This window comes from Trichococcus alkaliphilus, from assembly GCF_003008695.1.
Taxonomy (GTDB): domain Bacteria; phylum Bacillota; class Bacilli; order Lactobacillales; family Aerococcaceae; genus Trichococcus; species Trichococcus alkaliphilus.
Map to the genome: position 1 here is coordinate 72013 of NZ_PXZT01000001.1, position 26169 is coordinate 98181.

Here is a 26169-nt window from a genome sequence, read left to right on the forward strand (position 1 = left end):
CATAATTCCAATTCATATATCCCATTAATCCTAACATCGTTCCGAAAAATGGCATAAGAAAAACCCGAGTGCAATACCTCGGGTTAGGGTGCTTATTACTCAAGAAAATCTTTTAATTGTTTCGAGCGGCTTGGGTGGCGCAGTTTGCGCAACGCTTTCGCTTCGATTTGGCGGATCCGTTCGCGGGTGACGCCGAATACTTTCCCAACTTGCTCCAATGTCCGCACATTGCCGTCATCAAGGCCGAAGCGCAGACGCAGGACATTTTCCTCGCGGTCGGTCAAAGTGTCCAACACTTCCTCAAGTTGTTCCTTCAGAAGCGTTTGGGCAGTATGGTCAGCCGGACTCAGGACTTCCTGATCTTCGATGAAATCGCCTAAATGGGAATCATCTTCTTCCCCGATAGGGGTTTCCAAGGAAACTGGCTCTTGGGCGATTTTCAGGATTTCTCTGACTTTTTCAGTCGGAAGGTCCATTTCGGCACCAATTTCTTCCGGTGTCGGTTCGCGTCCCAGATCCTGCAGCAATTGCCGTTGGATACGGACCAATTTATTGATTGTTTCAACCATATGCACAGGGATACGGATTGTTCTGGCTTGGTCGGCGATGGCACGGGTGATGGCTTGACGGATCCACCAAGTTGCGTAGGTGGAGAATTTGAACCCTTTGGTGTGGTCAAATTTTTCGACAGCTTTCATCAGACCCATGTTCCCTTCCTGGATCAGATCCAAGAATTGCATTCCACGGCCCACATAACGTTTTGCGATGGAAACGACCAGACGCAAGTTGGCTTCAGCCAATTGTTGTTTCGCTTCCTGATCGCCTTCTTTGATGCGGAGAGCCAAATTGACTTCTTCCTCAGCGTTCAACAAAGGCACACGGCCGATTTCCTTCAGATACATGCGGACCGGGTCGTTGATTTTCACTCCGGGAGGCACAGCCATCGGGTCTTCTTCTTCATCCTTTTTGGCTGCCGCTGGTTTTTCAGGCTTCACTGTTTCTTTGGCAAGTTGACGGGCAGTCGGACCGCCGTCTGCGTCTACGACACTGACACCGCCATCTTCCATTTTTTGTATCAGCTTATCCATTGCATCCGCGTCCAATTGGAAAGGTGTAGCTATCTTATCGGCCAATTCGTCGTAGAAGACTGACCCCAATAATTTGTGTTCTGCGATCAGCTTTTTGGTTACCTGTTCTAACGTGAAACCTTGATCATTTTTTTCGATTGCCATAAAATGATTCCTCCATTCGATGCGGGCTATTTCTTTGTTGCTTTTAATTCTTTTGAGAGGGAAACGATTTCCAACATGATTGTCTTCAGACGCTCGTTGTCATTTTTCTTTCGGGCTTCCTTCATTTCTGCCTGTTTCTTGGTCAGCTGGTCCTGAAGGGACGACTTATCCCGGATGATATGGACGAGATCCTGAATTTCCTGATAGGTGACTTCCGAATCCAATTGGAACCATTCAATCTCCGTAATCACATTTTGAAGAGCTTGATTATTGATGCGGTCCAAAAATTGGTCGATATTCCCGACCAACCCTGTCTGCCTGAAAAACTCTTCATACAGAATGTAGATCGTCTGATAGTCATCGTGGATGAAATTGAAATCTGCGTCAATCTCATTCAGATACGACCAGACTTCCTCGAAATGAAACAGACGGTAAAGCAGTTGCTTTTCACTTTGCTCTGCCTGGGTCACTTTGCGTTTGTTCGTGCTTGGATACATTGCATGAGGGGCGGCATCATGCGGCGCGGTTCGCCTGACCGGCTCGCGTTCAGGCCGCTGCTGAATCACTTCTTGTTGGTATCCCTTCAATTGCTTCTGCAGGATATCTACCGGAATACTGAATTCATCCGCGATATCCTTCATGTAAAGCTCTCTTTCGATCAGAGAATCCAAGGGAGCCAATGCCTTAAGCATGGTTTCGATATAAGTGATGCGATTTTTTTCGGAATCCAGGTTCAGATTCATCTTGAGGTAGCGTGAATAGAACTGAATGACTGTTTCCCGGCTGTTTTTCAGTGCTTTAACGAATGACTCCGGACCTTTTTGTTGGATGTATTCATCCGGATCCATGCCTGCTTCCAGCGGAAAAATCGAGATATCGAAGTGCTTGTTGCGTTCCAATATTTCTATGGCGCGCTTAGTCGCTTCGACACCGGGACGATCGCCATCATAGGCAATGACTATTTTATCGGCCGTCTTCGTCAATATCCGGTTCTGTTCATCCGTCAGGCTGGTTCCCATCGAGGCGACGCCATTTTTAACACCCGCTTGCCAAGCGGATATGACATCCATGTACCCTTCAAAAAGGATCACTTCTGAATGTCTCCGAATTTCACTGCGGGCTTTGTCGAAGTTGAAAAGGAAATCCCGTTTGTTGAACAAAAGTGTTTCGGGGCTATTAAGGTATTTTGCTTCATGGTAACCTGTGTCATCCGCAGGGGTAGCCTGCAGAATCCGGCCGGAAAAAGCGACGGTCTTTCCTTTCGCGTTCCGCAACGGGAAAATGATCCGGGCTGAGAACCGATCGAAAAGTCCGTTTTGGCCTTGCCTATCCGTGAAAATACCACTTTCCTGAAGGAGTCCTTCATCGAATGCCTTCGCTTTCAGCATTTGAAAGAGCGCCGTCCGATTGGATGGAGAAAAACCTATTTGATATTCTTTCAGTGTCTCCGGCGTGAAGCCGCGTTCGATCATGTAATCCAGCGCAGCTTGCCCCGTAACGGTATTCATGAGGACCTGATGGTAAAAAGCCGCCGCTTCCTCATGGATTTGGATCAGTTTTTCTTTCTTCGACTGCAGTGGATTATCCTGCGCATTGTTTTCGTATGAGAAATCCAACTCAATGTTGCTCAATTCGGCTGTCTTAATGACTGCTTCAACGAATGAAATACCCTCGACATCCATCAAAAAAGTAAAAACATTCCCTCCTCTTCCGCAGCTGAAACAGTGGAAAATCTGTTTTTCTTCTGCTACAGAAAAAGAGGGGGTCTTCTCGTCATGGAACGGGCAAAATCCAAAATGATTCTTGCCTCTTTTTTTTAGTTGTACATATTGGCTGACGACATCAACAATATTAGTTTCGGTTCTGATCTGCGCTAATTTTTCTTCTGAAATACGTTCTGCCAAATGTCTCCCACCTTGAAGAAATATCTTCATTTTATAAAAACGCGCATAAAGATGCAAATTAGATTTTACCACATCTGCGCAACACATGCAAATGTTTTTTCAGACGGTCATCAAGCGTTCAGCTCTGCTGTTCTCCTTTCAGATTCGGGACTTTCACAAAAAACAGCAGTATCCCGCCGATCACGAACAGGATGATCAGGGAAAAAACGCCATCCAACGAGTTTCCGGTCAGCTGCGAGATGAGTCCGACTATCAGCGGACCGACCACAGCCGCAAATTTCCCGAAGATGTTGTAAAATCCGAAGAATTCGTTCGCTTGCTCTTTCGGAATCAGTTGGCCGAATAAGGATCGGCTCAACGCCTGCACGCCTCCTTGGGCTGTACCCACGAGCAGAGCCAAAATGATGAATGTCAGCAATGAGTCCAACTGCAAAGCGTAGATGCAGATAAAAATATACGTTACAATACCTACAAAAATCATGTTCTTGTTGCCGAACCGTTTGGATGCACGGCCGTAAAGGATGGAGAACGGGAAAGCCACGAACTGGACAACCAGCATGACAACGATCAGTTCATTCGAGGAGAGCCCGATATCCGACCCGACCGCAGTCGCCATTTTGAAGATGGTCCCAACCCCATCGATATAGAAGAAATAAGCCAACAAAAACAAAAAGGCTTGTCTGTATTCCTTGATGTTCTTCAGCGTTTCCCATAATCTGATGAAACTCTTGCGGATCACACGCGGTTCTTTTTCGATGTAATAGTTCTGTTTGACATTCTTCCAATAAGGGATGGTGAAGACGAACCACCAAATCGCGGTAAGGATGAAGCCGCCTTTCACGATGCCGCTCGTGCCCACTGGCAAAATACCTGTCAATTGGAAAAAAATGAAGATGACGAAAGGGATGGAACTGCCGATATAACCCCAGCCGAATCCCGCAGAGGAAATGCGGTCCATCCGTTCATCGGTCGTCACGTCCATCAAGGAGCCGTCATAGAAGATATTCGCTCCGGAAAAACCGACAACAGACAACATGTACAGTCCCAACAGAAACAGCCAATTTGCAGCAGGCACAAATACGAACCCGATCGTTGCGAAAATACCGGCCAATGTAAAGCCCGTAAACAGCGGGTTGCGGAAGCCTTTGTAATCCGCGACAGCTCCCAGTACAGGCGCAAGCAGCGACACAACAAGCGTAGCGGCCGCATTCGCATAACCCCAATACGCTGTCGAGTCAGCGTCCGTCAATCCGCCACTTTCCGCAATCGACTTGAAATACAAAGGGAATACTGCCGTTGTGATCATGATGGAGTATGCCGAATTCGCCCAATCCTGCATGATCCAACTTTTTTCTTCAGTCGTGTAACGGCTTAGCTTTTTTTCAGTTCCCATATTACCCTCCCCTGTCCTATTCGGTTTGACGACAAGCACCTTGTCTATCCCATCATAACGAATGAACGAAGAATGGGCAACATCCAATAGTAGGATGTTGCCCATTGTTTTTCTCTTGTTTATCTCTATTCCTGTGCCGCTTCATCATACTCGGCCAATATTCCCTCAATAAAGGTCCAGGCTTTTTCAAAACCCTCACCCGTCTCCTTTGAGAACATGATCAAAGACTCATCACTTGGAAGATTCAAAGCTTTCTTGATGCGGTAGAAATGTTGATTCCATTTCCCCCGCGGTATTTTATCGCATTTGGTGGCGATGACCGAATAAGGAAGATTATAATATTCGATGAAATCCTTCATTTGAATATCGTCTTCGGTAGGCTCGTGACGAAAATCGACGATCAAAAAGACATGTCGCAACGTATCCCTTTGTGTGAAGTACGTCTCCAACATTTGGCCCCATTTCGCCCGTTCCGTTTTCGAAACTTTCGCATAGCCGTAACCCGGAACATCCACAAAATAAAATGAATTATTGATCAAGTAGAAGTTCAAAGTCTGGGTCTTCCCCGGTTTGCTTGATGTCCGTGCCAACGCTTTGCGATTGATCAGTTTATTGATGAACGATGACTTGCCCACGTTGGACCGTCCCGCCAAAGCGATTTCAGCAAAGCCGGTGGTTGGATATTGTTTGGGATCGACCGCGCTCATTACGATTTCCGCATCTTTTACGTGCATTTATTTCCACTCCTTTTCAAAGCCGTCTGCAATTGAAACGACGCTTAAAACTATTTCTGCAACCGACTGCCTTGATTATGCGAAAAAATCCGGAAATCAGATTGGAAATTGTCTGATTCGCCGGACTTCAAACGCAAGCTCATGTTTAGTTGATCTGTTTGCCGTCTTCATCGAACAGCATCGGCGTACCGATGCCGTTCACTATGTTATCCGTTATGACGCACTTCACGACATCATCTCTGCTAGGGATATCAAACATGATGTCCAACATGATGTTTTCGATGATGGAGCGCAATCCACGGGCACCCGTGTTTCTTTCCAGTGCCTTTTTGGCGATGGAGCGCAATGCGTCATCTTCGAATACCAATTCGACGCCATCCAACTCAAGTAATTTTTTGTATTGTTTTACCAAGGCATTTTTTGGTTGTGTCAGAATATGAACCAAATCGTCTTCTGTCAACTTTTCCAACGCAGCCATTATCGGTAAACGACCGATGAATTCAGGGATCAAACCGAATTTCAATAAATCCTCCGGTATGATCTGCTGCATGATGCTCTTGTCTTCCAAATGTTTGGCTTGAGGTGAGCCGAACCCGATGACTTTCTCGCCAAGACGCTCTTTCACGATCGTTTCGATGCCGTCAAAGGCACCTCCAACGATGAACAGGATGTTCGTCGTGTCGATTTGGATGAACTCTTGCTGCGGGTGTTTTCTGCCCCCTTGCGGCGGAACGTTCGCAACAGTGCCTTCCAAAATTTTAAGCAGCGCTTGTTGAACCCCTTCGCCACTTACGTCTCTTGTGATCGATACATTTTCACCTTTACGGGCGATTTTATCGATCTCGTCGATGTAGATGATTCCCCGTTCAGCCCGTTCGACATCAAATTCGGCAGCCTGAAGCAACTTCAAGAGGATATTTTCGACATCTTCCCCAACATAGCCGGCCTCCGTCAAACTTGTCGCGTCTGCAATCGCAAATGGGACATCCAGGATACGCGCCAATGTTTGGCCAAGGAAGGTTTTACCCGAACCTGTCGGGCCTATCAAACAAATATTACTTTTTTGTAACTCTACATTATCGTCTTCTGACATCATGCTCATTTGGCCGATACGCTTGTAGTGATTATAGACCGCTACAGACAGCGTCCGTTTGGCTTTTTCTTGGCCAATCACATATTCGCCCAAAATCTTTTGGATTTCCTGCGGTTTTGGCACCTCGGTGAATACCGCTTCGCTTGGCGCATAGATCTCTTCTTCGATGATCTCTTTGCATAGATCTACACACTCGTTACAAATATATACATCCGGCCCCGCAATAATCTTTTTCACTTGGTCCTGAGATTTTCCGCAGAATGAACAATGTATTGTCCCGACACTTTCATCATGGAACACAATCATTCTCCTCCCTATATACTTACTTTCCGATCCAGCAGAACTTACCAGGATCCGCCAATTGTTGTGGCGCGGTGACCCTGACCGCTTTCGAACGGTTTACATCTTAACACAGAAAGGAAAAATTGAAAAAGAATATGATTCGTTTACCTTGTGGGGTTACAGCCCGAATATATCCCTGAATATAAACAGATGGGACACTGACTATGGAAGACAATGTCCCGATCTCTTTATTCTATTTCAACTTTTCTTATTCTTCGATTGCTGAATCAGTGATGATGCTCATCGCTTTCTTCATTTGGATGTCGTTAGTCAACATATCAGGGCTGACCAATCCACGGACACGGTCTGCATCCATGTTGTATTGTTTTGCTAATTCTTCGATTTCTGCAGCGACTTCTTCTTCAGAAACGACGATGTTTTCATCTTTGATGATTTGTTCCAATACTAGTGATGTTTTCGTGCGTACATCAGCATCAGATTCCATTTGGACGTGCAAGTCTTTCTCTGTAGTACCTGTGATTTGGTAGTACAATTCAGGAGAGATCCCTTGACGTTGCATATCATTCAGGAATAGATCCATTTGACGGTGCACTTCATCGTGAACCATTACGTGCGGCAATTCAACGATTTCAGCATTGTCCACTGCTTGTCTCAAAGCCAGATCCTGAACTGCTTCATCAGCTGCAGCCGTTTTGCTTTCTTCCAATTCCCTGCGGATTTTAGCTTTCAATTCGTCCAATGACGCTACTTCTTCGTCGACATCTTTTGCGAATTCGTCATCCAAAGCAGGTAATTGTTTTGTCTTGATTTCGTGTACGATTACTTTAAACGTAGCTTCTTTTCCTTTAAGATCTTCAGCTTGATAATCTTCAGGGAAAGTCACGACAACTTCTTTTTCTTCTCCAGCTTTAACGCCGACCAATTGTTCTTCGAAACCTGGGATGAATTGATTAGATCCCAACTCTAAAGAATGGTTTTGATCTTTGCCGCCTTCAAAAGCCACACCGTCAACGAATCCTTCGTAGTCGATTACAGCTGTGTCGCCAAGTTCTGCGCCTTCTTCTTTAAGGACTAATTCAGCTTGACGCTCTTGTTTTTCTTTCAAGTTGTTTTCTACATCCTCATCTGTAACGACGCGGTCTTGTTTTTCAACTTTAAGATTTTTGTATTCTCCAAGCTTCACTTCAGGTTTCACTGTAACTTCAGCAGCGATGACCCAAGGTTGGCCTTTTTCCATGCTCTTGATGTCAATTTTTGGTTGAGAAACAGGATCCAATCCAGCTTCTTCGATAGCTTGTGAATAAGCATCAGGCAAAGCGCCATTCAATGCATCTTCGAATAAAGACTCTTCACCATAGATATTGTTGAATACGTGACGAGGAACTTTACCTTTACGGAATCCAGGAACGGAAACGTTCTTTTTCACTTTGTTGAAGACCTTATCCATTTCTTGTTTGATGATTTCTTCTGAAATTTCAAATGTTAAGACACCATCGTTAGTGCCTGTTTTTTCCCAGTTTGCAGTCATTTACTTTCCTCCAAAAATCTTGATTTTATTGCAATTAATTTGATATTGCACACTCTCCAATACTACACTAGAAAAGCGGTGTTGTAAACAAAAAGTGCTTAATTATTCCGTATTCATGCAAAAAATGTGCCCGCTATCAACGCTTTGACCTTCGATTTTAATGCTTTCTTAGATTTCTTTCAGCATATGTTTTTGGTATAATCATTCAATGGGGGTGATCGTCAGTGGCCGTAAATTATCCGAACGGCAAAAAGTTCCATGCCGAGTCGCATATACCGAAAACTGCAAAGAGGAAAGACTTCGTATACAGCAACCGGGGAATGACGCTTGAAGAAGAGATCAACAGCAGCAATGAGCATTACCTTTCATCAGGCAAAGCCGTCATCCATAAAAAGCCGACGCCTATCCAAGTCGTCAAAGTGGATTACCCCAAAAGAAGCGCAGCCGTCATAAAAGAAGCCTATTATCGGCAGTCCTCCACTACCGACTACAATGGCGTCTACAAAGGGCTATACCTGGACTTTGAGGCCAAAGAAACAAAAAATAAGACAGCCATACCTTTGAGCAACTTCCACGAGCACCAGATTGTCCACATGAAAAGGTGTATCCAACAGCAAGGAATCACGTTCGTACTGATCCGGTTTTCCTGCTTTAACCGCGTTTTCTTACTGAACAGTTCCTATCTGATTGACTTTTGGGAGAATACATTGAATAATGGCCGTAAATCGATTCCATTGGCTTTTATTGAGGACAATGGGATCGAAGTGGCATACGGATTCAATCCCCGACTGGATTATCTGGATGCAGTGGATAAAATGCTTGAACGCACTATCAAATAATTAAGAGGTGAACCACATGCCGAATGAAGGCAATAATACACGATCACGCGCAAACAACAGGAAGAAGAACGGAACAACGCAAGGCCCACGCAAAACGGCCGTGAAAGCTAAAACGAAAGCGAAGGCGAAGAAAACCGGGATGCCGCTCTGGAAGAAAATTTTCTTAGGTGTTTTGGCCTTGGGGATTATCGGACTCGCTTCCGGAGCAGGTCTCTTCTTCTACTATGTTTCTTCCGCTCCCGAACTGACCGAAGAAAAGTTGGTCGGAACGGTGGCATCGACCATTTTGGACGCGGACGGAAATGAGATCAAGGAAATCGGAGGCAACGATCAGAACCGGACATTGGTCACCGCTGATGAAATCCCGCAAGTCTTGAAGGACGCCATCGTATCGATAGAAGATCAGCGTTTCTACGATCATAACGGTGTCGATCCGATCCGGATCATCGGCGCCCTGTTCGCGAATCTCCAGCAAGGCGGCATCTCGCAAGGCGGAAGCACCATCACCCAGCAATTGATAAAATTATCCTATTTTTCAACCAGTTCCGAAGACCAGACATTGGAACGAAAGGCGCAGGAAGCCTGGATGTCCATGCAGCTGGAACGCGAATATACGAAAGACGAGATTTTGGCATTCTACATCAACAAAGTCTACATGTCCAACAACGTCTACGGCATGGGTACAGCCGCTGAATACTTTTTCGGCAAATCCATCACCGATGTGACGCTCGCAGAAGCAGCCACTTTGGCGGGCATGCCGCAAGCCCCTTCCCAGTATGATCCGATCTATAATCCGTCGGCCACTCAAGCCAGACGCGATCTTGTTCTGGACATGATGGTCGAGAACGAAAAAATCACAGCCGAAGAAAGCGCTGAAGCTAAGACGGTACAAATAGAAGGCAGCATCATCGATCACACCGGCGATGTCAACACATCACTTGTGATCGACCCTTATATCCAACTCGTCATCGATGAAGTCACGGAGAAAACCGGCTTGGACGTCTACGAAGGCGGACTGACGATTACGACCAACATCGATATGGATGCGCAGCAACATCTGTACGATATCGTGAATACTTACGACTATATCGAATTCCCTGACGATCTGCTGCAGACCGGTGTTTCCATGGTCGATGTCAACACCGGCGCCATCCAAGCAGTCATCGGCGGGCGCAACCAGAATGTCCAGCTTGGGCTCAATCGCGCCTCCACGCTTGAGCGCAGCATCGGTTCGACAATGAAACCATTGGCGGTCTACGGACCGGCAATCGAATACTTGGATTACTCGACAGGCACATTGGTCGTCGACGAGGAATACAGTTACTCTGATGGCAGCGAAATAAACAACTACGACAACGAGTACAAAGGCGACCAAACCATCCGCGAAGCATTGGTCGATTCGCGCAATATTCCGGCATTGAAGACTTTCCAGGAAGTCGGCGCGGATAACGCCTTTTCGTTCCTGCAAAAATTGGGTATCACGATCACAAACGATGACCAGGAATATTTGGTTGAATCCAATGCCATCGGCGGTGAAGCGACACCGATCGAGCTTTCTGCAGCTTATGCTGCCTTCGCCAACGGGGGCACTTACTACGAGCCTTATACGGTCCAATCCGTAACGACTGCTGAAGGCGAAGAATTCACCTTCGAACCGACCGGAACCGAAGCGATGAAGGAATCCACGGCCTACATGATCACTGATATGCTGAAGGACGTCATCACCGAAGGAACGGCTAAGAACGCCCAGATATCCGGCTTGCCTCAGGCCGGCAAAACCGGTACAACCAACTACACGGATGATGAATTGGCCGCAGTCGGCGGGACAAACGTGCCTTATGCCGCTCCTGATGCCTGGTTTGCCGGATATTCGACAAGCTACTCCATTTCGGTATGGGTCGGTTATGACAATTCCAAGGAATACGGAAACTTTTTGGATTACCCGACTCAAAGTCTGACGCGCGATATTTATCGTGAGTTGATGTCCTACGTCTCCGAGGATACCGATTATGCCGATTGGACGCTGCCTGCATCGGTCAGCCAAGTCTCAATCGAAAAGTACACTGATCCGATCATGAAGCCCGGTCCAAATACGCCGAGCAGCCTGATTGCCACAGAACTTTTCGTCAAAGGAACGGAACCTACTTCCACATCCAAGAAGTACGGTGTGACGCTGTTGGCGCCTTCCGGTTTGAAGGCCAGCTACAATACTGATAAGGACGAATTGACCGTCGAATGGGATAAATATTCAGCCAGCGGCACCGACTCCAATGCACAAGCGCAATACACGGTGACAGCAGGCGGCACATCCGAAACGACAACGGATACCAAAGTCGTCATTGATAATCCTGATAAAGGCACAATCACGATTTCGTTGCTCGTCAAAGTCGGCTCAAGCACATCACCGGCTTCAACCATCCAGTTGACCATCGCCGATCCGGCGCAAGAATCGTCCGAAGAGGATTCCAAAGACGACGAAGCAAGTGACTCCTCCTCTTCTTCATCATCCAGCTCTTCAGCGGAAAGCGACCAAGCATCCTCCGTTGCACAGGATGACGAAGAAGAAAATCAGAATCCATAAAAAACAGCCAGTTCCTTTATCGGGAACTGGCTGTTTTTTTGTTCCGGATGCCGAAAGCTACACGGATCCGTATCATTTCAAACCCAAACGCTTCTGCCCTTCCTGGCACATCGAAAGCAATGGGCAAACGTCGCACTTGGGGTTTCTGGCTGTGCAATGATATCTGCCGAAGAAAATCATCTGGTGATGCGCATCTGACCATCGCTCCTTCGGAATTTTTTTCATCAGCAACTCTTCCACTTCCAGAACCGATGCTTTCTGGGGAGCGATCCGCAATCGTTTGGATATCCGTTCCACATGGGTATCCACCGCGATCGCCGGGATATGGAAACCGACACTCATGACGACATTAGCTGTTTTGCGCCCCACTCCGGGCAACTTGGTCAATTCCTCAAGAGTGCGCGGCACTTCGCCGCCGAAGTCCTCCAGCAGCATTTTGCAGCATTTTTGGATGTTGGCGGCTTTGTTCCGGTACAAGCCGATCGTCCTGATTTCTTGCATGATCGACTCAAGCGGGGCCGCAATGAAAGCCTCGGGCGTAGGGAATCGGCCGAACAGGCTTGGCGTAACTTTGTTGACGGAAACATCCGTTGCCTGGGCGCTGAGGAGCGTCGCAATCAACAGCTGAAACACGTTCTGATGCAGCAGTTCGCACTGCGCGTTCGGGAATAGCGCCGCCATCTCATCCAGCGCTTCTACAGTCTTTTTTTTCGATAACATATTTCACCCACCTATGCGTCCGCGTCAGTGTCCAGCCAATTGTAAAGCGGCACTTCCATCGGCGCATCCGTTCCTGCTTTTTCATCGAACTTGTCCTGATTGCTTTGGGGCCGCGTCGACTGTTGCTGGATCAGATCTTTTACGCTTTTGATGTTTTTCTTCTCCCAGGCCAACAGGATGCGGTCGATGTATTTAAGGCTGTAGACGCGATTCAACACCGCTTCTTTCAAAGCCGATTCGATCAGTTCGAGCGGATAGTGGTCCATATCGATCCAGCTCGCAATGGTCTGCATCTCGATGGGCGATAAATTCCGCCCGAATTCCTGTTCGAACATGGTCATGATATTCTTGCCCTGTTGCTGGATGGGCTGTTTTTTCTCGGAACGCTCCATCAATTGGAAAAGCCGTTGATAGATCGGGTCCAAGGAATAGGAATCCTCCACTTTGCCGGCGAGATCATTTTTCGTCTCCATCAAGATCATTTGCTTCTGCATCAGATTATGCAGCAAGGAAAAGACATCCTTTTCGGCAATGCCCATATTTTCGGCGATCAGTGCCAGATTCGGAAACGGTATGTTCTTATCGATGTACGCTTTCAGCTGCAGCACAAAGATGAATTCCGTATCCGCAAGCCCGATCCTTTTGTAGTTCTGCAGCAAAAAATTAGGGATCAGCGTCTGCCCAGATTCGATCCATTTGGTTAATTCATTGTATGACATCTTATCAAAAAACTCCTTTGGGAAAACAGAAAGTGGAACAAATAGCTGCTATTTGCCCCACTCCCATTCTGTTGTGATTAAATTCAGATTTACGAAACGCCCTGATTAAGGGTAGATTCTGTTCAGTAGACGAGGGAACGGAATCGACTCACGGATGTGTTCGGTTCCGGAGATCCAAGTCACCATTCTTTCAAGTCCCAATCCGAATCCGGAATGAGGCACTGAACCGTATTTGCGCAGATCCAAATACCATGAATAGTCATCCTTGCTCAGCCCAAATTTCTCGATCTGTTCGCTTAGGCGTTGGTAGTCTACTTCACGTTCGCTGCCGCCGATTATTTCTCCGTATCCTTCCGGAGCGATCATATCCGCGCACAGAACGACTTCCGGACGATCCGGATGCTCTTTCATGTAGAAAGGCTTGATCGCTTTCGGGTAATTAAGGATGAATACCGGTCTTTCCGATTGGTTCGCGATAAAGGTTTCATGAGGCGAACCGAAATCATCGCCCCAGACGATATCGTCGAATCCATTAGCGTTCAATAAGGCCACGGCATCATCATAGCTGATGCGCTCGTACGGCAACTGCGTGTATTTTTTCAGCAATTCCTTATCGCGCTCCAGCGTATCCAAGTAGATTTCACAATTATCCAGCACCGATTGGACCAGATAAGCGACATACTTTTCCTGGACTTCCAGACTTTGGTCCTGATGCATGAAAGCCATTTCCGGCTCCATCATCCAAAATTCGATCAGATGGCGGCGCGTCTTCGATTTTTCGGCACGGAATGTCGGACCGAATGAAAATACTTTTCCGAAGGCCATCGCTGCCGCCTCCATGTACAATTGTCCACTCTGGGACAAGTATGCTTCCTCATCGAAATACTTGGTATGGAACAACTCGGTCGTCCCTTCAGGTGCGCTGCCGGTCAGAATCGGCGGATCCACCTTGATGAAGCCTTCTTGATTGAAGAATTCATAAGTGGCGCGGATGATTTCGTTGCGGACCTTCATGATGGCGTGCTGTCTGGATGAACGCAGCCAGAGATGACGATGGTCCATCAGGAAATCTGTCCCGTGCTCTTTAGGCGTGATCGGATAATCTTGGCTTTCTCCCAGCACTTCGATACCGGTGACGAGCAATTCGTATCCAAGCTTTGAACGGGTATCTTCTTGGATGATCCCTTTGACGATCAAAGAAGTTTCCTGCGTCAGCGATTTTGCGACGTCGAACAACTCTTCGCCGACATCATTTTTCATAACGATGCCTTGGAAATAATGAGTGCCGTCACGTAATTGCAGAAAAGCGATTTTCCCGCTGCTTCTTTTGTTGGTTACCCAAGCACCAATGGAAATCTCTTGCCCTAAATATTCTTTCGCTTGATCCATTGTGATAAGTGTCAATCTAGTCTACCCCTTTTTCCACAAAAAACAGTTTATTTTTTATGGGTTTCGATAAATTTTTTGATGCGATCTACTGCTTCTGCAAGTAGCTCTTCTCTGACAGTATAACTTATTCTGGCGTAATCAGGGTATCCAAAACCATCGCCTGAAACCAAAGCGACATTTGCCTCCTCGATCAGAGCCAGCGTAAAGTCTTTCACTTCTGCAAAACCGCACATCTCGGCGGCTTCCTTCACATTCGGGAACAGGTAAAAGGCTCCTTGAGGTTTCGTTACCTTGAAACCAGGAATGCTCGCAACAAGCGGATAGAAGAAGTTCAATCGCGCCTCGAATGCTGCGCGCATTTCCTCAACAAAATCCTGTGGTCCGGTCAAAGCAGCCAGCGCGCCATATTGGCTTGGTCCGGCAGGGTTGCTTGTCGAATGGCTGGACAATTCGATCATTTTGCTGATGATTTCCGCATTTCCGATTGCATATCCGATTCTCCAGCCTGTCATTGCGTAGGTTTTGGAGATTCCGTTGATGATGATCGTTTGGTTCTTGATTTCTTCTGATAGGGAAGCGATTGAGATGGCTTCATTTCCGTTATAAGTCAATCGATAGTAAATTTCATCGGCGATGATCAAGACATCGTGTTCAACTGCCCACTCGCCGATCGCCTTCAGTTCTTCAGGCGTATAGATCATACCGGTAGGGTTCGATGGCGAATTCAAAAGCAAAGCAACCGTTTTTTCGGTGCGATGTTTTTCCAAGTCTTCAACAGTCAGTTTAAAGCCTTTTTCAGGCGCTGTTTCGACAAGAACGTTTACGCCGCCAGCCAGTTTGATCTGTTCCGTATAGCTTACCCAGTACGGTGCAGGGACGATGACTTCATCTCCGGGATTAAGAATGACCTGGAATAGCGCAAACAAAGCATTTTTGGCACCTTCGGTCACGATGACCTGATTGACGGCGAAAGTGACTCCGTCATACTTCTGATGATAATCAACAATTGCTTGACGCAATGGCAGGATACCGGCAGTCGGGGTGTAGTGGTTTGCTTTGTTCGATTGGATCGCCTCTACTGCAGCATTCAGAATTGAAACGTGCGTATCGAAGTCCGGTTCCCCTACGGTCAAGTTCAGGATATCCTTCCCTTGCGCTTTCATGACGTTGACTTTAGCTGACGTCGCCAATGTCGGGGATTCGCTTATTTTTTTCATTCTTTCAGAAATTTTTACCATCTCAATCACTCCAATTTATATGTTTTCTATATCTTTGAGCCATTTACCAGAAATAGCGGATATCAAATAGTAACCAATCGTATCATTTGCATTTTTGTAGGTGACTTCCCAAACCGGTTCTTCGTTCTCTATCCCCAGTCTTGCCTCCAGAATCCGTTCAGGGTTCTTGTCCGCTTGAGTGATTGACTTGGCTTCACTTTCGGTGATGACTTCCGCCGTGTTCAGGATAGTGGTTTCACCGCCGTCTTTCTTGATGATGACATATAATTCTTCGTTGTTGTCATCGATGCCAGCTAGCGTGAAATAAGTCTCCGATCCATTGTACCAATAAAAATCCTGGACTTTCTGGATATTGGCGTTCGTTTCCGCAATGGCTGTTGCTTCTTTTTCCGCTTGCAGCATCGGCTGCTGGCTTCGGTAAAATATCGTGTAGGAGCTGACGATCATCAGGAAAAGAAGCACAATCGTCCCAACAATGACATTCTTCTTCACATCTTCCACTTCCTTGTCTTTGGTTGAAATTTAATCGCAATCTCACCTAATTATTAATGATACCTTAAACTTCATGCTGATGGAATATCCCGCCGCATTATTTTTTCAGAAATTCTTGAATTTCCGCATTTATTTCCGCTTGACCGGCTACTTTTATCCCTACGCCCTCCGGAAGCATCTGTTGCATCCGTTTGGAATAATTGCTTTTAATCAATCTGTCGTCCAGGCAAATGACGACACCTTTCGTATTTCTGGAGCGGACGAGCCTGCCTATCCCCTGTTTCAGGCGGATCATCGCTCGCGGAAGAAACTCTTCATAGAATGCCTTCTTGCCTTTGTCGTGGTGATACGCTTGGAAGGCGGCATTTTCCGGACGATGCGGCGGATCGAACGGCAGTCTGGTGATCACCAGGATCTCAACAGCTTGATCGGAAAAGTCGATGCCTTCCCAGTAAGAAGCAGAGCCCAGCAAAATCGCAGCCTCAGCCGACATGAAACGATTGTGCATCCTTCTCCGGCTGCCGGAGAAACCTTGCGCGAGTATTTCCGTACCCGGGAATCCGGAAGAGACAGCATTTTTGAGCTGGTTATGGACTTCCTCCAGCAAGCGGTTGGAGGTGAACAGAACCAAAGCTTTGCCTTGTTGCGGGAGTACGATTTCCTGCATAGTCGAAACGATCTGTCTGGCCGCTTGTTTGTCATCCAACGACGTGATGGCAGCGATGTCTGTCGGAAGGAAGATCCGTAAGCGTTCGCTCAACTTGTAGGGTGAAGCAAAATACGCTTCCTGTAATTCGGCTTCGCCGATTTTGTTTTTGAAATAGTCGATCGAGCCATCCACTCTGAGCGTCGAACTCAAATAAACGGTTCTGCTGAATCGCTCATTTATTTTGGAGTGGATTTCTTCCGAAAGGTCGATCTGGTTGATTTCGATCGCCAACGAAAGCAGGTCATTATCCCAAGTGTAGTGCAGCACATGATACGTGCCTAAGCGATCTTCAGAAAAATAGTGCAGATTGCTTTGGACCGCATCCAAGTCATCCAGCAGCGCCTTTGCGCGCGGACCCATAACCGGATCATTCCTCAAGCCGGCTTTATCCAGGCAACGCGTGGCGGCAAGCCTAGTCTCCTGTATGTACTGGTACATTTTCTTGAAGATTTTCTTCAGGCCGTTTTCAACCAGAAAATTCTCATCGAGATAAACTTCACCCTTTTCCCCCACCTCATGGATTAGGGAAAGCATCAATACTTCTTCTGACTGGGCACATTCCTGCTGTAATTGATCGATTGCGAATTCGAGGTTGAACAAATCATAGTCCAAGGAATCGCCATTCGGCGCCTTCTCTATTGCCTCGCGATAATCCCGCAGGAAGTAGCCGAAGCGCTTCAATCGCCGTTTCAGGAGGGACAGAGCCACACTTTTCTTGTGCGCATCCTGATAGACGCGCGGAAACTGATGTGCTTCATCGAGGATCAGGTTTATGGATTCACAATGGTCAAAAATAGCCAAATCATCGATGTGATGACTCAAAAAGGAATGGTTCGTGACGATCAGGCTGGATTGTTCCGCTCTCTTGTTGTTGAAGGCAAAAAAATCGTCAGCTGCCCATTTTCCCTTCAAAGGGGCCTCGTGGCTGTCAAAGGTCAACTTTTCCCCGAGAAAATCAAAGTTCTGGGCTTGGCTCAATTCGCTGATATCCCCGGTTTCCGTCTCGGTCAACCAGACATAAATGCTCATCATGATCAAGGATTCTTTTTTGGTGAGGGCTTCCAGGGTCAATTCGGCCAATTTCTCCAGATGGATGATGTTCGTCTTCCCTTTCAATGAGCTTACCTGCAGCTCAAAAGGCAGCATTTTGCGCAACCGGGTCATCTCGTTATCCATGATCTGTTCCTGCAAAAGGAGCGTGGAGGTGCTGATAAGGACTTTGTTTGCGGGCGTCGCCTGATAAGCGGCAGGCAACAGATAGGCTAAAGTCTTCCCGATGCCAGGCGCAGCCTCGATTGCCAGATTTTGGGAAGTTTCGGCTTGGTGGAAGTCAAAAAGCGATTGCATCATCTCGATCTGCTCTGAACGGATTTCCAAGCCGTGATTTCCCATCAGGCTTTTTGCCACTTCCGAGAAATCGGAAATTTCTTTTTCCCTGTAAGCGGTCTGTTCCAAGAGTAAGTCCTTTTCCTTCAGCGCCAACCCATTTTTGACGTAGATTTTCTGCGGAAGAGGCGAGCGCATCTCTTTGGCGGTTTCATAGCTCTCATAGAAAAAGGAATCGTTGTCCACCTGACAATGCGCCGATAAGAAATTCAGCTTTTCAAGCGTGACCAACGGCAAGTTGTTGGCCTTCTCCTTCAAATGGAGAAAAAGTTCCGCAGTTGCATGCGCATCGCTTGCGGCATCATGAGCACTGTCATGCGTCAGAACGAAGTGGTTTGATAAATCACCCAACCGATAGCTGGACAAGGTCGGATACAGGATTTTCGTCAACTCCACCGTGTCCATCGCGCGCAGCGAAAGCGGCGGCATGCCGACTTCATGGAAGGAGTTGTCCAAAAAATGGTAATCGAAATGCACGTTATGCGCTACAAAAATGCAGCCTTCGAGCGTGTTATAGATGAAATCGCAGACGTCCTCAAAATAAGGCGCCTCTTTGACGTCCTTATTCCTGATTCCCGTCAACTTCTCGATGATATCCGGGATTTTTCTGCCCGGATTGATGGTTATATTGATTTCCTGAACTATTTTGCCGGCCTGAAGCAAGGTACACCCGAATTGAATGATCCGATCCCCCCGCTTGAAGCTGGATCCCGTTGTCTCAAGATCGACAATGGCATAGGTTTTCTTCATAAAAACAATCTCCTAAATAAACAGAAGCTTCTCCTGTTCCGGTATTTCTTTCTGCAAGACTTTCCCTGAAAATATCTCATAAAAACAGGAGCCTCTCCGATCAAACTGTGCATTGTATGCAGCTGACCTCATTATATCCTATGTCGTGGATATTGTTACCGTAAAATCGATAATTGTCGGATTTTTTTGATGGCTTGCAGGGATAGGTTGCCTAGCCGACACCACAAAAACGGGCCCTCGCTTTATCAGCAAGGGCCCATTTTTTAAGATCCGTTAAACGATGTCAGGATAAATATCTTTTACATTTTTTTCCGGATCGATTACGATATATAATTTGTTTTCGGATGAAACGAATGAAGATTGATGTTCATTGTCGAATCCATCGGTATCCGTAGCTTTATACGGGAAGTAGATGCGGTCCACTTCCACAATGACGTCGGATTTTGGGTGATCCTCATCCTGGTACAGGATATCCATTTTTTCGATGTCTTGATGGCTCGCAACGCGATCGAACATGCCTTGCTCAAGTCCGCCCAAGTTGATATCGCTCGTGTTGACATGATCCGCTTCTTGGTTAATTTCGATACGCAAAGATTCGCAAGGGTGAATTTCTTGGAAATCACTGTTTCCGATTCGGCCATAGCTTGTTGTGACTTGTTTGATCCATAGATCTCCGATATATTCACGCTTGATCGTCCATGTTTCGCCGTTTCTAAAAATAAATCTCAAACCTGTCATTACTTTTTTCATCGAAATCACTCCTGATATATTTACTTTTTGAATATATAACTATTTTATCATATTTTTTAAAAAGTGGGTACAAATACACTTCCGAAGACTAGAAAAAAGTAAGTTAAGCTGCTACAGGCTAGCCATGAATTCATTTGCGTTGACGACTGCCCTTGTGTGCTTCGCCGATGCGATTTCATGACCTTGTGAATGGGCTGCGCATTCGAAGAAATATTTGTTTCCTCTGTGCTCCGTAACTCTGACCGTCACCGTTATTTCTGCGTGGATGGGAGAAGCTTTTTTATGATGCAGATCGCAGTGTATCCCGACTGTCGTGTCGCCTTCGGAAAGATGTTCCTTAACGATTCCCATGCAGGCATTTTCGATCATGGCCAGCAATGCCGGAGTTGCCAGAACCGACAATGTCCCAGAACCGATTTCGGAAGCTAAATCTTTTTGCCCGACGGTATAAACGGCGGCGAATGTCTCATCCAAATAAATCATCCTTCTTTTCATAATGAAATCCCTTAGCGCGGGGTGATTATTCTCCAGTTTGTTTGCCAAGACCAGCGTTTTCAATTCTTCGAATATCTCGCCCACGAAAGGGCCGCCACGTTGGATGCCCAATAAGGACATCAATTCTTTTCCGTCCAAGGCCAGGTCTTTCAGCGTATGGATCGGCATGGACTCATTCAATTCGATCAAATTTTCGCTCTGGTTCGGCAAACCGAACCCTTCGATGATGGCTTCTATCTGCATGGCGATTTCGATCCCTGTTTCGAATAGGAGTGGATAGTCCCAGAATTGTTGCAGGCGTTTGTTGAGTGCCTGCACGCCTATGCGAATATCCATGATTTCCTTGCGGGAACACTTCCATTGGCGCAAAAATGGCTCGATTGCTTCGTCCTTCAGATCAAGGAAATGGATCAACACAGTCCAAGCGATCGTCGTCCCTTTGAATTGCAGCGGAAACAGGGCCAAATCGATCAATGCCTTCTCCCGATTTTGGAAGCCTGGACACATCTGGAATAAACGTGTTTCGACAAAAAACTTGATTCCGCCCTTGCGGTTCCTTCCGATGAGAAGCTTGTTCCACTCTTCGCGCACACGCTCTACCGCGATTTTTGATAGGAGCGGATGATACTCAATGATGGCTTCCTTCGTCGCTTGCTCGATTTCAAAATCCAACTGGCTCACAAACCTGGCTGCGCGCATCATGCGCAAGGCATCTTCCCTGAAGCGTTCTTCCGGATTGCCGACTGCCCGAATCAATTTATTCGCCAAGTCCTCCTGCCCGTTGAAGTAGTCTTTTATGTTCCCGTGGCGGTCGATCGCAATCGCATTGATCGTAAAATCGCGCCTTTTCAAGTCGTCCTGCAGACTGCGCACATACTGGACTTTCTCTGGTCTGCGGAACTTTTCATACTTTGATTCTGTCCGGAAAGTTGTTATTTCGTATGTCTCACGCTCATGTAAAACCATCACCGTTCCATGTTGGATGCCTACATCAAAGGTGATCGGGAATATCCGCTGAATTTCTTCAGGCATGGCGCTTGATGCGATGTCGACATCCGAAATATCCAGATGCAGCAGCGTATCACGCACACTTCCCCCAACAAAGTAGGCTTCATATCCAGCCCGTTCGATGGCTTCGATGATCGGTATCGCTTTTTGAAATTCCGGTGCGTTTATGATCATAGGAAGTTTTCCAATCCATAGATCAGACGATCGATTTCCATTACTTTTCTGCAGGAAAGGGCTACACCGTTCATGAAAGAGTCACGGTCATATGAATCGTGGCGGATGATCAAACCTTCACCGGCACTTCCGAATTGCACTTGCTGGTGCGCAACCAGGCCCGGCAGGCGGACACTGTGGATTTTCATGCCGTGGTAATCAGCCCCTCTTGCACCTTCGATCAATTCTTTCTCTTCCGGATGCCCTTGTGGATGGTCGCCCCTCACTTCGTAAATCAATTCGGCTGTTTTGATGGCTGTTCCGCTCGGCGCATCCAATTTGTTCTCATGATGCAATTCCATGATTTCCACATCCGGGAAATATTTCGCTGCTTTTGCTGCGAATTCCATCATCAACACGGCACCGATCGCAAAATTCGGGGCAATCAAGCCGCCTAAACCCAACTCTTTAGAGTAGTTGGTCAATTCCTCAAGTTGTTCGCTGGAAAAGCCGGTAGTGCCGATTACGGGGCGCATGCCGTTTTCAAGTGCGAAACGCGTGTTGTCATAGGCTGCGTCCGGTCTTGAGAAATCGATCCAAACATCAGCTTCGACTTCCTTGACGAGCGTCGCTTTGTCACTGAACACTTTCACAGGATGTCCGGCATATTGCGGTAATTCATTCAGTTGTTTCTCTGTTGCGAAAGGATCGTATACAGCTGCCAGAATAAAGTCTTCCTGACGCAAGACCATATTTGTGCAGGCTGTTCCCATTTTGCCTTTAAATCCCGAAACTACAATTTTCATTCTACACGTTCCCTTCCGTTCAACGCTGCCGGCACGCTTGTTCCGCGCCATATCCACGTTGTATCAGATCATATTTTTTTCTTCCAACTCTTTTAATTCTTTCGTGAACTTTCTGAAGCTGGTTTCATCGTATTGGATCAGCGCGATATCGATCTGTTTTTTCAGATAATGGATGCGATCCTTCACCGCCAACTTTTCCAATGATTTTTCTACAATCTCTTCCAGATCCTTATCGAAAATTTCGGATTCTTGGATGTACGGATTGTCCTCCAGAACACCAAAAAATGAAAGGACTTGGTAGGATTGATCAAAGAACAACTCCAGATAAAAATCCTCTTTCCAATTCAAGCGCAGATCGTGGAATGCCTGTTCGGGATCTTCGAAAGTCTTTCCTTCTTTGTAGTACATGAAGGCATCTCTTGGATTACCGACTACGGCAAACCCCATTCCTCTGTTCGTTGTATGGACTTCCTCAATCAGATGGATATTCTTCAATAAAATCTCATGATTGAGCAGGTAATTGAGTATCCATAGGGACTCTCTGCGCTTCAATTGATAATTCTGAATAAACCAAGAAATAAAATTTTTTTTCTCCTCCAAAGTAGGATTCATCATTTTAAAACCTCCTATCCGATGGGATGATGACTTATTGATCTGAATCGTGCAGATCATCATGGAGTTGAAGCAACTCAGTATTGGCCGGATAAAGAGCCAAACCTTGGTGGATGACCTCACTCAATTTTTCCCAATTGCCTTCTTCTCTCAAGAATGCTGCATACTCCAGTAAAAATGACTCATTATCGGCAAAATGCGGATAAGCCGCCATGTATTCTTTGTTTGCCGAGTCAAAGTCCTCCAAGGCATTATGGCTGGCTGCCAGCAACCAATTGTATTGCGGATCGTTGTCTTCCTGATCTGCCCGGTCTGCAATCAAAGCAATCAATTCCTCAAACCTTTCTTGTTTCAGCAACAGATTTCCCAGGGCCAAATGGATACTGGCAAGATCCGGTTCAAGCGCTGCGGCTTCGCGCAAATTACGTTCCGCATCCTGCTCTCTGTTCAGTTTCAATTGCAGTTTGGCCGCTGTCGTATAAAATTCATGCTGATAAGGATTCCGTAGGATGGCCTGCTCCATCACTGCGAGCGCTTCTTCCAACTCCAATTCAGCCTCAAGTGCATTCGCCAAATACAAATATGCGCTCAGGTAAGCATTGTCTGCTTCGAGCAATTTATTAAAAATGGTGATGGCGCGTGCATATTCCTTAAGTTGGAAATAGGTGAAGCCGAGTTGGAAATAGCTGTCCGGGAAATGTTCATCGGCCGGGATTTTTTCCAGATACTGCAAAGCCGTCTCGAACGCACCGATAGCATTGTGGCAGTCGCCCAGGAAAAAATTCAGCTGGGTTGCGGATGCGATTTCGCCGTTTCCGTATGAAAGTTCTTCATAGATCGGGATTGCCTTCTTGTACTCCCCGATCGAATGGTAAAGCTGCGCCAAAGCATAATCCAATATGGGTTCATCCGGCAACAGCGCCATTGCTTCAAAAATTTTCTTTTCGCTGACTTCGTACAAACCTTGTACTTGATAAGCATCAGCCATCGTCAACAAAGCCTGAGGATACACGTCACTTTCTTTATCGATCGTTAGGAGTATATCCAAAGCTTGATCGTAATCGTCTTCGTCGATGGCGATTTCTGCCAAGGCGATATTCCACTCCTGTATATGCGGGGCAAGGTAGTTCAATGCTCCATATGCCTCTTTTGCTTCACTCAGGAAGCCCAAGGCATGCATCGTTTCTGCCAATTCGGCCAAATCAGCGCTGTTGTTCTCCAGGACGGATTGCTCAACTGATTGTTTGAACAGTTGAACAGCCGCATCCAAATCATTCTTTTGAATGGCTTCTATCATTGCATGTGCTTCATTATTCATTCGTCTACTGCTCCTTCAAATACACTCTGCTTGCTGGTGCTCTTCCTTTATATTTTATCATAAAGTTCAGCATCTGTATCTATTTGTTCCTCAGGCTTTTCTCCGTCAAGGCCATAGCAAACACACCTGAAAGACGCACTCATCAATGTCAAAAAAAAATAAAGTTGAAGCCCCGTAAGGCCCCAACTTCATTTTTACTGATTATTTAACTGCATCTTTCAATGCTTTACCTGGTTTGAATGCAGGGATTTTGCTTGCTTCGATTTGGATTTCTTCCCCAGTTTGAGGATTGCGTCCTTTACGAGCTGCACGATCACGAACTTCAAAATTACCAAAACCGATGACTTGAACTTTTTCACCGTCTTTTAATGCTTCTTGAATCACTTCAAATAATGCATCAACGCTTGCTGTAACATCCTTTTTAGTCAAGTTTGTTTTTCCAGCAACTCTTTCGATTAATTCAGCTTTGTTTGCCATGTTGTCCTTTCACCTCCTTTAAAGAAGAAGAATACATGCTTTCTTTGATAACACAACAAAACATGGAATAACTATTTTTGAGTGGTCCAAAAATAGTTCTGAAATACCGCAGTCAAGTTGAAAAGATATTTCTAATAAAGAATATCACACAAACCGTGCTACTGCAACGATTATAGTGTATTTAATGCCTTCGGGAAGGTAATTTATTTTTTTTGTCGGGCAATCAAATGGAATGGTGTTCCTTCAAAATCAAACGAATCCCGAATTCTGTTTTCAAGGAAACGCTCATAAGAGAAATGCAGCAATTCCGGGTCGTTGACAAAAACAACAAATGTCGGCGGTTTTACGGCCACTTGCGTCATGTAGTAAATCTTCAGACGACGTCCTTTGTCGGACGGCGTCGGATTGTGCGCGACAGCATCCATCAGGACATCATTCAATAAGGATGAAGAAATACGACGGTTTTGATTTTCGCTGATTTCCTTGATTTTAGCGGGAATGTTTGATAATCGCTGTTTCGTTACTGCGGAAACATACATGATAGGCGCATAAGAAAGATACTGGAATTCTTTACGGATTTTTTCCTCGAATTCCTTCATTGTATGATTGTCTTTTTCCAAGGTATCCCATTTGTTCACAAGAATGATGATCCCTTTGCCTGCTTCATGCGCGTATCCGGCAACCTTTTTGTCCTGCTCCTGGATGCCCTCTTCCGCATTCAGCACGACCATAACGATATCCGAACGCTCGATGGCACGGATGGCACGCATGACGCTGTATTTTTCCGTTGATTCGTATACTTTGCCTTTTTTGCGGATTCCGGCTGTATCGATCATTCGGAATTTGGCACCTTCATCATCAATGAACATCGTATCGATTGCGTCACGGGTAGTGCCCGCAATATCCGATACGATAACGCGCTCTTCTCCCAAAATGGCATTCACCAAGGAAGATTTGCCTACATTCGGACGGCCGATAAAGCTGAAGTTGATGATGCCTTCTTCTTCCGCATTCTCTTCTTCTGATGGGAAATTCGCTACAACCGCATCAAGCAGATCCCCAAGACCTAAGCCGTGGCTGCCTGATACTGGATAGGGTTCGCCTAATCCCAGACTGTAAAAATCGAATATTTCGGCGCGCATTTCCGGGTTATCCACTTTGTTTACCGCCAATATGACAGGTTTATCGGATTGGTACAGGATTCTTGCGACATTTTCATCTGCATCCGTCACACCTTCTCTGACGCATGTCAAAAAGATGATGACGTCTGCTTCCTCGATCGCCACTTGCGCCTGCAATTTGATTTGGCTCATAAAAGGCTCATCCGTGATATCGATCCCACCTGTATCGATGATATTGAACGTTTTGCCCAGCCATTCTCCTTTTGCATAAATTCTGTCGCGTGTGACACCTGAGACATCATCGACTATGGAGATTCTCTCTCCTGCCAGTCTATTGAATATTGTTGATTTTCCTACGTTTGGTCTGCCTACTATGGCTACTACTGGATTTGGCATCTAACCTCCGCCTTTCTTTTCCT

The 26169-nt window shown here is 46.3% G+C and carries 21 protein-coding genes; 2 read left to right on the plus strand and 19 right to left on the minus strand.

What is annotated here, in order from left to right:
- Window positions 1–95 precede the first annotated feature (95 nt).
- From rpoD to tig, 6 genes are all read right to left on the minus strand, one after another.
- Complete coding sequence (gene rpoD / locus C7R73_RS00310; protein WP_086628032.1) at window positions 96–1232, minus strand: RNA polymerase sigma factor RpoD; 1137 nt, start codon at window positions 1230–1232, stop codon at window positions 96–98.
- A gap of 26 nt (window positions 1233–1258) precedes the next feature.
- Window positions 1259–3136, minus strand: a complete 1878-nt coding sequence (dnaG, locus tag C7R73_RS00315) for a DNA primase (RefSeq protein ID WP_106448601.1) — start codon at window positions 3134–3136, stop codon at window positions 1259–1261.
- Between the two features lie 118 nt (window positions 3137–3254).
- Window positions 3255–4529: an MFS transporter gene (locus tag C7R73_RS00320; protein ID WP_106448602.1), complete on the minus strand. Its 1275-nt coding sequence runs from the start codon at window positions 4527–4529 to the stop codon at window positions 3255–3257.
- Between the two features lie 125 nt (window positions 4530–4654).
- Window positions 4655–5263: a ribosome biogenesis GTP-binding protein YihA/YsxC gene (yihA, locus tag C7R73_RS00325; protein WP_086628034.1), complete on the minus strand. Its 609-nt coding sequence runs from the start codon at window positions 5261–5263 to the stop codon at window positions 4655–4657.
- A 145-nt stretch (window positions 5264–5408) separates the two neighbouring features.
- The gene (gene clpX, locus C7R73_RS00330; RefSeq protein WP_106448603.1) at window positions 5409–6662 is read right to left on the minus strand and encodes an ATP-dependent Clp protease ATP-binding subunit ClpX; all 1254 of its coding nucleotides are present in this window, start codon (window positions 6660–6662) and stop codon (window positions 5409–5411) included.
- A 244-nt stretch (window positions 6663–6906) separates the two neighbouring features.
- A complete protein-coding gene (tig, locus tag C7R73_RS00335) occupies window positions 6907–8187 on the minus strand; it encodes a trigger factor (protein WP_106448604.1) in 1281 nt (426 codons plus the stop codon).
- Between the two features lie 224 nt (window positions 8188–8411).
- Between tig and recU the strand changes: the two genes are divergently transcribed.
- Together recU and C7R73_RS00345 are read left to right on the plus strand one after the other, a co-directional pair.
- Window positions 8412–9026, plus strand: a complete 615-nt coding sequence (gene recU / locus C7R73_RS00340; protein ID WP_086985094.1) for a Holliday junction resolvase RecU — start codon at window positions 8412–8414, stop codon at window positions 9024–9026.
- Between the two features lie 16 nt (window positions 9027–9042).
- Window positions 9043–11607, plus strand: a complete 2565-nt coding sequence (locus tag C7R73_RS00345) for a PBP1A family penicillin-binding protein (protein WP_106448605.1) — start codon at window positions 9043–9045, stop codon at window positions 11605–11607.
- 72 nt (window positions 11608–11679) lie between these two features.
- Here C7R73_RS00345 and nth read toward each other — a convergent pair whose 3' ends face one another.
- The 13 genes from nth to der form a co-directional block, all read right to left on the minus strand.
- Window positions 11680–12327 (minus strand): endonuclease III, encoded by a 648-nt coding sequence (gene nth / locus C7R73_RS00350; protein WP_106448606.1) that lies wholly within the window; start codon window positions 12325–12327, stop codon window positions 11680–11682.
- A gap of 11 nt (window positions 12328–12338) precedes the next feature.
- The gene (locus C7R73_RS00355) at window positions 12339–13046 is read right to left on the minus strand and encodes a DnaD domain-containing protein (RefSeq protein WP_106448607.1); all 708 of its coding nucleotides are present in this window, start codon (window positions 13044–13046) and stop codon (window positions 12339–12341) included.
- Window positions 13047–13151: 105 nt separating this feature from the next.
- Window positions 13152–14435, minus strand: coding sequence for an asparagine--tRNA ligase (gene asnS / locus C7R73_RS00360; protein ID WP_106448817.1), 1284 nt, complete (start codon window positions 14433–14435; stop codon window positions 13152–13154).
- 47 nt (window positions 14436–14482) lie between these two features.
- Entirely contained in the window at window positions 14483–15673 is a 1191-nt protein-coding gene (locus C7R73_RS00365) for a pyridoxal phosphate-dependent aminotransferase (RefSeq protein WP_106448608.1), read from the minus strand.
- A gap of 15 nt (window positions 15674–15688) precedes the next feature.
- Window positions 15689–16165 carry a cell wall elongation regulator TseB-like domain-containing protein gene (locus C7R73_RS00370; protein ID WP_106448609.1) on the minus strand — a complete coding sequence of 159 codons (477 nt, stop codon included), beginning with the start codon at window positions 16163–16165 and terminating at the stop codon, window positions 15689–15691.
- Window positions 16166–16262: 97 nt separating this feature from the next.
- Window positions 16263–19010, minus strand: a complete 2748-nt coding sequence (locus C7R73_RS00375) for a helicase C-terminal domain-containing protein (RefSeq protein ID WP_106448610.1) — start codon at window positions 19008–19010, stop codon at window positions 16263–16265.
- A gap of 273 nt (window positions 19011–19283) precedes the next feature.
- Window positions 19284–19760 carry a hypothetical protein gene (locus tag C7R73_RS00380; protein WP_106448611.1) on the minus strand — a complete coding sequence of 159 codons (477 nt, stop codon included), beginning with the start codon at window positions 19758–19760 and terminating at the stop codon, window positions 19284–19286.
- 111 nt (window positions 19761–19871) lie between these two features.
- Complete coding sequence (locus tag C7R73_RS00385) at window positions 19872–21437, minus strand: CCA tRNA nucleotidyltransferase (protein ID WP_106448612.1); 1566 nt, start codon at window positions 21435–21437, stop codon at window positions 19872–19874.
- Window positions 21434–22222: a 4-hydroxy-tetrahydrodipicolinate reductase gene (dapB, locus tag C7R73_RS00390; RefSeq protein ID WP_106448613.1), complete on the minus strand. Its 789-nt coding sequence runs from the start codon at window positions 22220–22222 to the stop codon at window positions 21434–21436. Before dapB ends, C7R73_RS00385 begins: the two co-directional genes overlap by 4 nt.
- 63 nt (window positions 22223–22285) lie before the next feature.
- Window positions 22286–22837, minus strand: coding sequence for a YpiB family protein (locus C7R73_RS00395; RefSeq protein WP_106448614.1), 552 nt, complete (start codon window positions 22835–22837; stop codon window positions 22286–22288).
- 31 nt (window positions 22838–22868) lie between these two features.
- Window positions 22869–24152 (minus strand): tetratricopeptide repeat protein, encoded by a 1284-nt coding sequence (locus C7R73_RS00400; RefSeq protein ID WP_106448615.1) that lies wholly within the window; start codon window positions 24150–24152, stop codon window positions 22869–22871.
- A 201-nt stretch (window positions 24153–24353) separates the two neighbouring features.
- Entirely contained in the window at window positions 24354–24629 is a 276-nt protein-coding gene (locus C7R73_RS00405) for an HU family DNA-binding protein (RefSeq protein ID WP_068560639.1), read from the minus strand.
- Between the two features lie 203 nt (window positions 24630–24832).
- Complete coding sequence (gene der / locus C7R73_RS00410) at window positions 24833–26146, minus strand: ribosome biogenesis GTPase Der (RefSeq protein ID WP_106448616.1); 1314 nt, start codon at window positions 26144–26146, stop codon at window positions 24833–24835.
- Window positions 26147–26169 lie beyond the last annotated feature (23 nt).